The organism is Candidatus Sodalis pierantonius str. SOPE, assembly GCF_000517405.1.
Classification (GTDB): Bacteria; Pseudomonadota; Gammaproteobacteria; order Enterobacterales; family Enterobacteriaceae; genus Sodalis_C; species Sodalis_C pierantonii.
Genome location: NZ_CP006568.1, coordinates 3,913,807 through 3,926,797, shown reverse-complemented (window position 1 = coordinate 3,926,797; position 12,991 = coordinate 3,913,807). Strand labels below are relative to the sequence as shown.

At 56.3% G+C, this 12,991-nt stretch carries 12 protein-coding genes and 1 pseudogene; 12 read left to right on the top strand and 1 reads right to left on the bottom strand.

Annotated elements, in window-relative coordinates; translation table 11 throughout:
* Positions 1-45 precede the first annotated feature (45 nt).
* The 7 genes from rmuC to tatC all read left to right on the top strand — a co-directional run bounded on the left by rmuC (position 46) and on the right by tatC (position 6,396).
* A complete protein-coding gene (gene rmuC, locus SOPEG_RS19485) occupies positions 46-1,656 on the top strand; it encodes a DNA recombination protein RmuC (protein ID WP_025246584.1) in 1,611 nt (536 codons plus the stop codon).
* 71 nt (positions 1,657-1,727) lie between these two features.
* Positions 1,728-2,486, top strand: a complete 759-nt coding sequence (ubiE, locus tag SOPEG_RS19480) for a bifunctional demethylmenaquinone methyltransferase/2-methoxy-6-polyprenyl-1,4-benzoquinol methylase UbiE (protein ID WP_025246583.1) — start codon at positions 1,728-1,730, stop codon at positions 2,484-2,486.
* 12 nt (positions 2,487-2,498) lie between these two features.
* Entirely contained in the window at positions 2,499-3,107 is a 609-nt protein-coding gene (gene ubiJ, locus SOPEG_RS19475) for a ubiquinone biosynthesis protein UbiJ (protein WP_025246582.1), read from the top strand.
* The gene (gene ubiB, locus SOPEG_RS19470) at positions 3,104-4,738 is read left to right on the top strand and encodes a ubiquinone biosynthesis regulatory protein kinase UbiB (protein WP_025246581.1); all 1,635 of its coding nucleotides are present in this window, start codon (positions 3,104-3,106) and stop codon (positions 4,736-4,738) included. Before ubiJ ends, ubiB begins: the two co-directional genes overlap by 4 nt.
* A gap of 50 nt (positions 4,739-4,788) precedes the next feature.
* Positions 4,789-5,055 carry a twin-arginine translocase subunit TatE gene (gene tatE, locus SOPEG_RS19465; protein WP_025246580.1) on the top strand — a complete coding sequence of 89 codons (267 nt, stop codon included), beginning with the start codon at positions 4,789-4,791 and terminating at the stop codon, positions 5,053-5,055.
* Between the two features lie 3 nt (positions 5,056-5,058).
* The gene (gene tatB / locus SOPEG_RS19460; protein ID WP_025246579.1) at positions 5,059-5,622 is read left to right on the top strand and encodes a Sec-independent protein translocase protein TatB; all 564 of its coding nucleotides are present in this window, start codon (positions 5,059-5,061) and stop codon (positions 5,620-5,622) included.
* Between the two features lie 3 nt (positions 5,623-5,625).
* On the top strand, positions 5,626-6,396 hold the full coding sequence (gene tatC / locus SOPEG_RS19455) for a Sec-independent protein translocase subunit TatC (RefSeq protein WP_025246578.1): 771 nt from the start codon (positions 5,626-5,628) through the stop codon (positions 6,394-6,396).
* Between the two features lie 118 nt (positions 6,397-6,514).
* On the opposite strand, the gene rfaH is transcribed toward tatC, so the two are convergent.
* Positions 6,515-7,006, bottom strand: coding sequence for a transcription/translation regulatory transformer protein RfaH (rfaH, locus tag SOPEG_RS19450; protein ID WP_025246577.1), 492 nt, complete (start codon positions 7,004-7,006; stop codon positions 6,515-6,517).
* 181 nt (positions 7,007-7,187) lie between these two features.
* Between rfaH and ubiD the strand changes: the two genes are divergently transcribed.
* The 5 genes and pseudogenes from ubiD to trkH all read left to right on the top strand — a co-directional run bounded on the left by ubiD (position 7,188) and on the right by trkH (position 12,989).
* Positions 7,188-8,672, top strand: a complete 1,485-nt coding sequence (gene ubiD / locus SOPEG_RS19445; protein ID WP_025246576.1) for a 4-hydroxy-3-polyprenylbenzoate decarboxylase — start codon at positions 7,188-7,190, stop codon at positions 8,670-8,672.
* 50 nt (positions 8,673-8,722) lie between these two features.
* Positions 8,723-9,424 carry an NAD(P)H-flavin reductase gene (gene fre / locus SOPEG_RS19440; protein WP_025246575.1) on the top strand — a complete coding sequence of 234 codons (702 nt, stop codon included), beginning with the start codon at positions 8,723-8,725 and terminating at the stop codon, positions 9,422-9,424.
* Positions 9,425-9,561: 137 nt separating this feature from the next.
* Positions 9,562-10,880 (top strand): annotated as a pseudogene (pepQ, locus tag SOPEG_RS19435) (Xaa-Pro dipeptidase).
* Complete coding sequence (locus SOPEG_RS19430) at positions 10,877-11,494, top strand: YigZ family protein (RefSeq protein ID WP_025246574.1); 618 nt, start codon at positions 10,877-10,879, stop codon at positions 11,492-11,494. Before pepQ ends, SOPEG_RS19430 begins: the two are co-directional and overlap by 4 nt.
* A gap of 43 nt (positions 11,495-11,537) precedes the next feature.
* Complete coding sequence (gene trkH, locus SOPEG_RS19425; RefSeq protein WP_025246573.1) at positions 11,538-12,989, top strand: Trk system potassium transporter TrkH; 1,452 nt, start codon at positions 11,538-11,540, stop codon at positions 12,987-12,989.
* The last annotated feature ends 2 nt before the right edge of the window (positions 12,990-12,991 follow it).

Genomic DNA, 12,991 nt, shown 5'->3' with positions numbered 1-12,991 from the left:
GTTCCCCCTTAACGTGACTGTCAGCAGGGGTTAGGCGGAGGCAATATGGATTACGGCCTGTTTTACGGTATAGGCGGTGCACTGATTGGCGCATTGCTAGGCTGGCTCATCGCCGGCGTCCGGAAGCATCAACGGCATTTGGCGCAGGAAGCGGAACGGATAAGCCTCGAACAGGGGGTGCAGGCAGCGCGCCAGGCGCTGGCCGACGAACAACATGCCCGACGCCAGGCCGAGCTCGCGCTGCGCGACGGCGAACGGGAGCAGCGCGAACAGTACGGCCGGCTGGCCGCCGCCGAGGAGCGTTTGACTTCCCTCGCGCATTTCCGCCAGGAGTGCGAGCAGCTTAATCAAGAGCTGCGGGCGCAGCGGGAAATCAACAGCAGCCAGGAAGCGGAGCTGCGTGAGGTGGCCATTCGTTTGGAGGAAACCCGGCTGGCGGCGGAAGAAAAGCAGCGTCTGTTAATCAATAGCGAGCAGCGGTTGTCGGCGCAGTTTGAAAATCTGGCCAACCGCATCTTTGAACACAGCGGACGTAAGGTGGATGAGCAAAACCGCCAAAGTCTTGATCGGTTGCTGATGCCGCTACGCGAGCAACTGGACGGCTTTCGTCGCCAGGTGCAAGACAGCTTCGGCCAAGAGGCGCGCGAACGTCACACGCTGGCTCATGAAATCCGGAATTTGCAGCAGCTCAATGTGCAGATGGCGCAAGAGGCCGTCAACCTGACCCGCGCGCTCAAGGGCGATAACAAGGCGCAGGGCAATTGGGGCGAAGTAGTGCTCAGCAGGGTACTTGAAGCATCAGGTCTGCGCGAAGGCCATGAATTTGAAACCCAGATCAGCATTCAGCAAGGAGATGGCCGGCGGCTGCAGCCTGATGTGGTGGTGCGTCTGCCGCAGGGGAAAGATGTGGTCATCGACGCGAAAATGTCGCTGGTGGCTTATGAACGTTATTTCAACAGCGAGAATGAGGCTGAACGCCAACTGGCGCTAACCGAGCATGTCAATTCACTGCGCGCCCATATGAAATTGCTGGGCCGTAAAGATTATCAGCAACTTAAAGGGTTGCGCTCGCTGGATTACGTCTTGATGTTTGTCCCGATCGAGCCGGCCTTTATGGTGGCGGTCGGCCGACAGCCGGAGCTGATTAGCGAAGCGTTGGCGCACAATATTATGCTGGTCAGCCCCACCACGCTGCTGGTTGCGCTACGCACGATAAATAATCTTTGGCGCTACGAGCATCAAAGCCGCAACGCCCAGCATATTGCCGATCGCGCGGCGCGCCTCTACGATAAATTGCGGCTGTTTGTCGACGATATCAACGCTATCGGCCAAAGCCTTGATAAAGCGCAAGCCAGCTATCGGCTGGCGAAGAATAAATTGTCCGACGGGCGTGGTAATATTATCGGCCAGGCGGAAGGGTTCCGCGCCCTGGGCGTGGAAATCAAGCGGCCCATCGCCTCCGCGCCAGGCGCCCATGTTCCTTTTGCCGTTCGCCCCGGCGAGGATGCGGCGGGACCGGCACCAGCATCGGTAACCGGTTCGCCGGCCGCCGACGCGCCAGCGCGGGACGAAAACCGCGAGCCGCCGGAGGACGGGGCACAAGACGGGGCTGCCCCGTCACGGCAGGCGCGCGAGGAGTGTCCGCTGCGGGAGTGACGCGCCGCGGTGGGGCTTTCACCACGCATCTGTTACACTTCTCTGAAAACTGATTGAGCAGGACGACGAACATGGCAGATGAAGACAAGCGTGAAACAACCCATTTTGGTTTCCGCACCGTGGCGAAGGATCAGAAAGCGTTGATGGTGGCGGATGTCTTTCACTCCGTCGCGGCAAAATACGATCTCATGAATGATCTGATGTCCTTCGGCATTCACCGCATTTGGAAACGTTTCGCTATCCAGTGCAGCGGCGTGCGCCGCGGGCAAAAGGTGCTGGATCTGGCGGGCGGCACCGGCGATCTGACCGCCAAGTTTTCGCGGCTGGTGGGTGAAGAAGGGGAAGTGATGCTGGCGGATATCAACGACTCCATGCTTAAGGTGGGGCGTGAGAAGCTGCGCAACCGCGGGATTCTGGGCAACGTCAGCTATGTCCAGGCCAACGCAGAAGCCCTGCCATTCCCGGACGATACCTTCGACTGCATCACCATTTCGTTCGGCCTGCGCAACGTGACCGAAAAAGAGCAGGCGCTGAAGTCGATGTACCGGGTGCTGAAACCCGGCGGGCGACTGCTGATCCTCGAGTTTTCCACCCCGCGCTTCAAGCCGCTGAACAAAGCGTATGATCTCTATTCTTTCCACGTTCTGCCGCGCATTGGTGAAATGGTGGCCCGCGATGCCGGCAGCTATCGCTATCTGGCGGAATCCATCCGCATGCATCCGGATCAAGAAACGCTGAAGTCGATGATGCTGGACGCCGGGTTCGACAGCGCCGAATATTTCAATATGACCGATGGCATCGTGGCCCTGCACCGCGGTTATAAATTCTGATCGGGATATGACATGTTGCTGATGCCGCTGATAAGCGCAACGCTGGAAGCCGTGCTTAAACGCTTGCTTTATCAAGATCGCGCCATGTCCGCCGCCCGTGAGCGTCTGAAAGGTAAAGTTTTGCGGTTTGAATTGGCCGAATGGGAGACGCCGGTTATTCTGGTATTCGGCGAGCGCCAGGTGGATGTGCTGAACGCGTGGGATGACGTCGCGGATTGCACGGTGCGCACCCGTCTCGCCACGCTGCCGGCGCTGCTGGAACGCCAGCGGCTGACGCAGCTCATCAAGCAGGGCTTTCTCGATGTGGAAGACGATCCGCAGTGCATACAGCAGTTCGCCGCGCTGCTGGATATGGCTGAATTCGACGCGGCGGAGCTGCTGGCGCCCTGGGTCGGCGATATTGCCGCTGAAGGCGTCACCCAAGCGGTCGCGCGCCGGCTGACCGAGGCGCGGCGGCTTTTGCGCACCGGCCAGGGGCGGGTGACGCAGGCGATGACCGACGAATGGCGCCTGGTGCCTTCGGCTCTGGAACTGGCGTGGTTTTGCGACGAAGTGGATGATGTCACCCGGGCCGGTGAAAATCTGACGGCCCGCTTGGATAAACTGGAGGCCAGCAGATGATATTCGGGGAGATCCGCCGCCTCTATCTGATTATTCGCGTTATGCTCAGCTACGGACTGGATGAGCTTATCCCGAGAACGCGGTTGACGCTGCCGCTGCGGCTGGGACGCAATTTGCTGTTTTGGATGCCGAACAACCATGGGCAGCGCATGCTGGGCGAACGTTTGCGCCTGGCGTTGCAAGAGCTGGGACCGGTATGGATTAAGTTCGGCCAAATGCTCTCGACCCGCCGCGATCTGTTCCCGCCGGCCATCGCCGATCAATTGGCGATGCTGCAAGATAGGGTGCAGCCTTTTGACGGAGCCCTCGCGCGCACGCATATCGAACGCTCGATGGGGCAGTCGCTGGAAAACTGGTTCGACGATTTTCAGCAGGAGCCGCTGGCTTCCGCCTCCATCGCGCAAGTGCATACCGCCCGGCTGAAAAACGGCAAAGAGGTGGTTATCAAGGTGATCCGCCCGGATATTTTACCGATGATTAAGGCCGATATGCGGCTGATGTACCGTCTGGCCAGCTGGGTGCCGCATTTGCTACCGAACGGTCGGCGGTTGCGGCCGGTGGAGGTCGTGCTGGAGTATGAAAAAACCTTGCTCAATGAGCTCAATCTGCTGCGCGAGGCGGCCAATGCCATCCAGCTGCGACGAAATTTCGAGGGTAGCCCGATGCTCTATATTCCGGAGGTCTATCCGGATTATTGCAGCGAAACCATGATGGTGATGGAGCGCATCTATGGCGTGCCGGTCAACGATGTGGCCGCGCTGGAGAAGCAGGGCACCAACATGAAGCTGCTGGCGGAGCGCGGGGTACAGGTCTTTTTTACCCAGGTTTTTCGTGATAGTTTTTTCCATGGCGATATGCATCCGGGCAACATTTTCGTCAGTTTTGAACACCCTGAGAATCCCCAATATATCGGTATCGACTGTGGCATCGTCGGGTCGCTGAACAAAGAAGATAAGCGCTATTTGGCGGAAAATTTTATCGCCTTTTTCAACCGCGATTATCGCAAGGTGGCGGAGCTGCACGTGGATTCCGGCTGGGTGCCGCCGGATACCAATGTCGAAGATTTCGAGTTTGCTATTCGTACCGTCTGCGAGCCTATTTTTGAAAAGCCGCTGGCGGAGATTTCATTTGGTTACGTGCTGCTGAATCTGTTTAACACCGCGCGTCGCTTTAATATGGAAGTGCAACCGCAGCTGGTTTTGCTGCAAAAAACGCTACTGTATATTGAAGGCGTTGGGCGACAGCTTTATCCCCAGTTGGATTTGTGGAAAACGGCCAAGCCCTTTCTGGAAGAGTGGATCAAGGATCAGGTTGGTCTGCCGGCTATTCTGCGCGCGCTGAAGGAGAAGGCGCCCTATTGGGCGGAGAAATTGCCCGAATTGCCCGAACTCGTCTATGACGGTTTCAAGCAACATCGCCTGTTGCAGAAAAGTGTCGATCGCCTGTCGGTGGAAATGCGGGTTCATCATGTGCGACAAAGCCAATCCCGTTTTTTGTTCGGCATTGGCGCGACGTTGCTGCTCAGCGGCACGTTTTTAATGACGCAAAGCGCTGACGAGAGCTCTCTGCCGGCTTGGCTTATGGCCGCCGGTATCGTCAGTTGGATTATCGGCTGGAGACGGACCGCGTAGCCGTCGGTGGAACTATAACCGGGTTTTACCCCCTTTACAGAGGTAAATTTATGGGCGGAATCAGCATTACACAATTATTGATCATTGCGGCTATCGTGGTGCTGTTATTCGGTACTAAAAAGCTGCGCGGCCTGGGATCGGATTTAGGCGCTTCGATTAAAGGATTTAAAAAATCCATGAGCGAAGAGGACAACGCGGCGACGAAATCGTCGGATAAGCCTTCCCAGGATGCCGACTTTACCCCGCCGCCCATCGCGCCGAAAGCCGACCTGGCACGGCCGGATGAAGCCAAAAATAAAGATAAAGAGCAGGTATAAGCCGTGTTCGATATTGGATTTGGTGAGCTGATGCTGGTATTCGTTATCGGACTGGTGGTGCTGGGTCCAGAACGTTTGCCGGTTGCGGTCAGGACGGTGGCAGGTTGGATCAGGGCAATACGATCCATGGCGTCGACGGTGCAGAACGAATTAACGCAGGAGCTTAAGCTGCAAGAGTTGCAGGACAGCCTGAAAAAAGTTGAAGAGGCCAGTAAAAACAACCTGTCGCCGGAGCTGAAAGCCTCGATGGAAGAGCTGCGTGAAGCGGCGGAGTCCATGAAGAAGGAATTTAAGGGCATCAATAGTGCCGCACTGGATCCGGCTGAGCCGCATATGATTCACAATCCGCTGGTGACCGATCCCGAGGCGTTGCATGACGGTGTGACCCCGGCAGAGGGCGATCGCCAGGCCGACGCGCCACCGATGACGCCGGCCGATTCCGTAGCGGATCCGGCCGCCCAGGCCGCGACGCCCGCCGCGAAAGCGCCAGCCCAAGGGGAGCCCGGCAGCGCGGCCTCCGCCCCGCGGCCGGCATCGTCCACTTTTCCACTGAATAATGATCGCTAATCCATGGCCGTTGATGATACCCAACCCCTGATCAGTCACTTAATCGAACTACGCAAGCGGCTACTTTATTGCATCCTCAGCGTACTGGTGGTCTTTCTGGCGCTGATTTATTTCGCCAACGATATATATCAGCTGATATCCGCTCCGCTTATCAAGCAGTTGCCGGCGGGCGCCAGCATGATAGCGACCGATGTCGCGTCGCCGTTCTTTACGCCAATCAAACTGACCATCATCGTCTCGGTATTTGTCTCCGCGCCGCTGTTGCTTTACCAGGTATGGGCCTTCGTGGCCCCCGCGCTGTATAAACATGAACGCCGGCTGATGATGCCGCTGCTATTCTCCAGCACTCTGCTATTTTATGCCGGTATGGCTTTCGCCTACTTCGTCGTATTCCCGCTGGCCTTCAGCTTTTTTGCCCATACCGCCCCGCGCGGCGTGCTTATCGCAACCGATATTAACAACTATCTCGACTTCGTTATGGCGCTGTTTATGGCGTTCGGGGTGTCGTTTGAAGTGCCGGTAGCTATCGTACTATTATGCTGGAGTGGCGTGGTGACGCCGGAGGACCTGCGCAAGAAGCGGCCCTATGTGCTCGTCGGCGCCTTTGTGATTGGTATGCTGCTGACGCCGCCGGATGTCTTTTCCCAAACGTTATTGGCGATACCCATGTACCTGCTGTTTGAAATCGGCGTGTTCTTCGCCCGGTTCTACGTCGGTAAAGGGCGCAAAGGCGCTGAGGAAGAAGACGATCCCGAAGAGGATAAGCCTGAATAACGCCGTGACATGGGCAATACCGTCAGGGCAAGGAGGGTTGCTGTTAGGGTATGGCGATTTCCAGGTTTGTCGGCTCACGCCTTCAGCGATGTGGGGTCATCATCCTCGCCGGGACCGGCTATTGGATCTTATGAAACTGGCGATTATCCAGGCTTTGATACACCTGTTTATTTAACAAATTCAGCAGCAGCATGGAGCGCGCTTCGCCGTCAGGTTCGGTATAAATGGCCTGTAATCCTTCAAATACCCCGGCGGTGATCAACACTTTGCCGCCGGTTGAAGGCGTTTCAGGATCGGTCACGTTGTCAAAACTATGGTCGCGCAGTTCTTTAATGACTTCGGCGGGGATGATTACCGGCAGACTGCCAAAGCGGACAAAGTGGCTGACGCCGCGAGTAGCGCTGATGGTGGTGGTATGAATGGTTTTCGGATCGAATTCGATAAACAAATAGTTTGGAAACAGCGGCTCGTAGGTTTCTGTGCGCTTGCCCCGGATAATTTTCTCCAGCGTTACCATCGGCGTCAAACAGGCGACCGCCTGCCGTTCAAGATGTTCTTTAGCACACAGCAATTGTCCACGCTTACAATATAATAAATACCAAGCTTCCATAGTAACAATTTACCTATCTCATCGAAGACTTAGCATAACAAAAGCCATAACAGATATATAGCACCGGACGCCGCCGCCGTGGGGCACGGGGGGGCTTATTTTTACCGATCTTTGACAAAAGACCAGCAAGGCTGATAAACAGATCTTATAATGCAGGCTAAATACCGTTCCTGATGATGCTATGAAATACCGTGACTTGCGCGACTTCCTCGCTCTGCTGGAGCAGCGGGGGGAATTAAAACGAATCAGCTTGCCCATCGATCCCTATCTGGAAATGACGGAAATCGCCGACCGTACGCTGCGTGCCGGCGGTCCGGCGCTGCTGTTTGAAAACCCTAAAGGGTATACCATGCCGGTACTGTGCAATCTGTTCGGCACCCCGGAACGGGTGGCGCTCGGTATGGGACAGGAGAGCGTTAGCGCACTGCGCGATGTGGGTAAATTTCTGGCATTTTTGAAAGAGCCAGAGCCGCCCAAGGGCTTTCGCAACCTGCTGGACAAAGTTCCCCAATTCCGCCAAGTACTGCACATGCCGACCAAACGGCTCAGCGCCGCGCCTTGCCAAGAGCAGATCTGGCAGGGTGAGGATGTGGATCTCGGCCGTATTCCGGTGATGCACTGCTGGCCTGGCGACGCCGCGCCGCTTATCACCTGGGGGCTTACGGTTACGCGCGGACCGCACAAAGAACGGCAAAACCTCGGTATTTATCGTCAGCAGGTGCTGGGCAGGAATAAGGTCATTATGCGCTGGCTCTCTCACCGCGGCGGCGCGCTCGACTTCCAGGAATGGACGCAGCAAAACCCCGGTAAACGTTTTCCCGTCGCGGTCGCTCTCGGCGCCGATCCGGCGACAATTTTGGCCGCGGTGACGCCGGTGCCTGATGCGCTCTCCGAATACGCATTCGCCGGCCTGCTGAGGGGTTACAAAACCGAAGTGGTCAAGTGTGTTTCCTGCGATTTGGAGGTACCGGCCAGCGCGGAGATCGTTTTGGAAGGTTACCTTGAAGCGGGAGAAACGGCGACCGAAGGGCCGTATGGCGACCACACCGGCTATTATAATGAAACAGACAGTTTCCCGGTCTTCACGATAACCCATATTACCCAGCGGCGCGACGCGCTATACCACTCAACCTATACCAGCCGCCCGCCCGATGAACCGGCGGTATTGGGGGAAGCGCTTAATGAAGTCTTCGTTCCCATATTGCAAAAGCAGTTTCCAGAAATCGTGGATTTCTATCTGCCGCCGGAAGGGTGCTCCTACCGCCTGGCGGTAGTGACCATCAAAAAGCAATATGCCGGCCACGCCAAACGGGTAATGATGGGGGTCTGGTCATTCCTGCGTCAATTCATGTATACGAAATTTGTTATCGTATGCGATGATGATATCAATGCACGTAATTGGAAAGACGTGATATGGGCGATGACGACCCGTATGGATCCGGCGCGCGATACGGTCTTGATGGAAAATACACCGATAGATTATCTCGATTTCGCTTCGCCGGTTTCCGGGCTGGGCTCGAAAATGGGCATGGACGCGACAAACAAATGGCCGGGAGAAACACAGCGCGAATGGGGTACCCCAATTGAAATGGATCGGACGGTGCGCGCGCGCGTTGACGCTATCTGGGACCAGCTGGCTATCCTAAAAAATGGTCACGCGTCGTAATTTACGCGGCGCCCGTGGCGAATTGCTTAATGACCCGACAGAGGGACTGCATGACAACATTGACCTGTAAGGTCTCTTCCGTGGATACCATCACTGATACCGTTTACCGCGTACGGCTGGCACCGGAAGCGGCTTTCCACTTCCGCGCCGGGCAGTACCTGATAGTGGTGATGGATGAACGCGATAAACGCCCCTTTTCCCTGGCGTCAACGCCCATGGAAACGTCGTTTATCGAGCTGCATATCGGCGCTTCCGAACTCAATTTGTATGCGATGGCCGTAATGGATCGTATTCTGAAAGAGAGGGAAATTACCGTCGAAGTCCCGCAGGGCGAAGCCTGGTTGCGTGATGATACCGACAGGCCCATCGTGCTGATCGCCGGTGGTACCGGTTTCTCCTACGCGCGCTCGATTTTATTGACGGTGCTGGCGCGCCAGCCCGAGCGTAAAGTGGCGATATACTGGGGCGGTCGTGAACGGGACCATCTCTATGATTTAGGCGAGCTGGAGGCGCTTATCCTGCAGCATCCGCAATTGTCCGTAGTACCCGTGGTCGAACAGCCGGATGAACAATGGCAGGGCCGTTCCGGTACCGTCCTGATGGCGGTGATGCAGGACTATGGCTCCCTGGAACCCTACGATATCTATATCGCGGGGCGCTTTGAAATGGCAAAAATCGCTCGTGAACGTTTTTGCGCCGAGCGCAGCGCCGTGGTCGATCGCATTTTTGGTGACGCTTTCGCCTTTATTTAAGCCGGTTCATCCGCATCAGCGCCGTTTCATTCGCCGGCTACGGCCCTGCGGGGAGGCGGCACTCGACGGGTCGGCCGCTGTGCCAGGCGGAGCGCTATGGTAATATGGGCCAATTACGTTCCGCATAGGGTCTGAACATGGAATCGCTTTCTTCGTTATATCAGGATCATCTCGCCACACTCCAACAGCGCACCCGGGAGATATTGAAGCGCCAGCAGCTGGATGGATTGCTGATCCATGCTGGCGAGCCGATAGGCCGCTTTCTTGATGACCATGACTACCCGTTTAAAGTCAATCCCCATTTCAAAGCCTGGCTGCCGGTCACTCGCGTACCGCACTGGGACGGGGTAAACAAGCCGAAACTCTGGTATTACCTGCCGGTAGACTACTGGTATCTCGTGGAGCCGTTGCCGGATAGCTTTTGGACGCCGTATGTGGATATCGTGCCGTTCGCCGATCCGGACGAGATGACTACGCTGTTGCCGCCGCGCGCGAGGGTCGCCTACCTGGGATCGGCGCCGCAGCGCGACTCCCGCCTGGGGATTGAGAGTGAATACATCAACCCGCAGCCGGTGCTGGATTATTTGCATTTTCACCGCGCCTATAAAAAACCGACTATGAACTCGCCTGCATGCGCGAGGCGCAAAAATCAGCGGTAAACGGCCATCGAGTGGCGAAAGAAGCCTTTTTGTCCGGCATGTGCGAATTTGATATTAATATCGCCTACCTTAGCGCCTGCGGTCACCGCGATACCGATGTGCCTTATGATAATATTATCGCCCTGAATGAACATGCCGCGGTATTGCATTATACCCGCCTGGATCAGTGCACGCCGGACCACCTTCACAGCTCCTTGATCGATGCCGGCACGGAATATAACGGTTACGCCGCCGACCTGACCCGCACCTATGCGGCGCAAAAAGACAGCGATTTCGCCGCGCTAATCACGGCGATGAATAATGAGCAGCAGGCGCTTATCGCCACCATTGAAACCGGTATTAACTACATCGACTACCATGTGCAAATGCACGGCAGAATCGCCAAATTGCTGCGGCAGTTCGAGATTATCAGCGACCTTAGCGAGGAGGCCATGGTGGCGGAGGGCGTTACCGTGCCGTTCCTGCCGCATGGACTGGGGCATCCGCTGGGATTACAGGTACACGATGTTGCCGGCTTCATGCAAGATGATCGCGGTACGTCCCTGGCGCCGCCGTCACGCTATCCCCACCTGCGCTGTACGCGCGTGCTGCAACCGCGCATGGTGTTGACGATCGAACCCGGTCTTTATTTTATCGAAACGCTGCTGGAGCCTTGGCGATCCAGCCCCTTCAGCCGGCATTTCAACTGGTCGTGCATCGAAAGCTTCAAGCTTTATGGCGGTATCCGCATTGAGGATAATATCGTCATTCGCGACAACCACATCGAAAACATGACGCGCGCGCTAAAATTGGCATGACGGCGTCTTGGTTCGCACCGGCGGCGGTGGTCACGCTGACGGCGGAAATAAAAAAAAGCCGTTTTATCACATTGCTGTCCCCCACGCGGGGGACCGATGCCGCTAAAGCCTACATCCTGCAATGTCGCAAGCAACATCCGACGGCCGCGCATCACTGCTGGGCGTATATCGCCGGTCCGCCTTCCGACTCCCTTCAGCGGGGGTTTTCCGATGATGGCGAACCCTCGGGCACCGCCGGTAAGCCTATGCTTGCTCAGCTGGATGGAAGCGGTCTTGGGGAAATCACTGCGGTAGTGGTGCGATATTATGGCGGTATTCACTTGGGCACCGGCGGCCTGGTTAAAGCCTACGGCGGCAGCGTTCAGCAAGCGCAGAAACAGGTTTCGCCGGTGGCGCGAGTTCCGCGCCGGCGTTTCGTGCGGCGCTGCGATTATCCACAATTAGCCTGGGTAGAGGCCGCGGTGCAGCAGGCCGAAGGCCTGATTGTCGAAGGTGACTATCGGGAATCGATTATACTCACACTCGAGATCCCTGTGCATCATATCGCGATGGCCAATGATAAACTGCGCGATCTCAGCCGCGGCGCATTGCAATTAACACTTGTTCCACAATAATGCCTTCCACCTGAAGCGTGTAATCGTTAAGGATAGTGCAGACATGCATTTTCGCACCATAACCCGCATCGTGGGTCTGCTCGTCATCTTGTTCTCCGTGACCATGATTATTCCCGGTCTGGTGGCCTTGATCTGCCGGGATGGTGCCGGCAGCGCGTTCGCGCAAACGTTTTTTTGCGCGCAGGCCATTGGACTCTTACTCTGGCTACCTAATCGTCGCCAGAAAAGCGAATTGAAATCCCGCGAGGGCTTTCTCATTGTGGTACTGTTTTGGACCGTCTTGGGCAGCGTGGGTGCTTTGCCGTTTTTGTTTGCCGAACATCCCAATTTGTCGGTCACCGATGCGTTTTTTGAATCCTTTTCAGGGCTCACAACAACAGGTGCCACCGCGTTGGTGGGGCTCGATACCTTACCCCACGCCATTTTATTTTACCGGCAAATGCTGCAGTGGTTTGGCGGTATGGGGATCATTGTCCTGGCGGTAGCGATTCTGCCGATTCTCGGCGTCGGCGGCATGCAGCTCTACCGCGCGGAAATGCCCGGCCCGCTGAAAGATAATAAAATGCGCCCCCGTATCGCGGAAACTGCCAAGACCTTATGGCTCATCTATGTTGCGCTGACGATTGCCTGCGCGCTGGCGCTGTGGGGCGTGGGCATGCCGGCGTTCGACGCGATAGGCCACAGCTTTTCTACGATTGCCATCGGCGGTTTTTCCACCCACGATGCTAGTATCGGCTATTACCATAGCCCGCTTATCAATACGATCGTCGCCGTGTTTTTACTGATATCCGGGTGCAACTACAGTTTACATTTCGCCGCCCTCAGCGGCCACAATCTGAAAGTCTACTGGCGGGATCCCGAATTTCGCATGTTTATTTCGGTACAGTTGACGCTGGTGGCGGTCTGTATTTTGATTCTCTGGCGCTACGATGTATACGATTCCAGCCTGCAAACGCTTAACCAGGCTTTCTTTCAGGTGGTATCCATGGCGACCACCGCCGGGTTTACTACCGACAGTATCGCCCAGTGGCCGCTGTTTCTACCGATATTGCTGCTCTGCTCGGCGTTTATCGGCGGCTGCGCCGATTCTACCGGCGGCGGATTGAAGGTGATCCGCATCCTGCTGCTCTACTTGCAGGGTTCGCGAGAACTGAAACGTTTGGTGCATCCCAACGCCGTTTACACCATTAAATTGGGCAGCCGGGCGCTGCCGGAGCGGATTCTCGAAGCGGTTTGGGGTTTTTTTTCCGCTTATGCGCTAGTGTTTATCCTCAGTATGCTGGCGGTGGTCGCCACCGGCGTCGATAATTTTTCCGCCTTCGCGGCGGTGGTGGCAATGCTTAACAACCTTGGACCCGGCCTGGGGGTCGTGGCCGATAACTTTACCTCCATGAACGCGGTGGCCAAGTGGATCCTCATTTTGACCATGCTGTTTGGCCGACTGGAGGTATTTACTTTATTGGTCCTGTTTACGCCGACTTTTTGGCGTGAGTGATA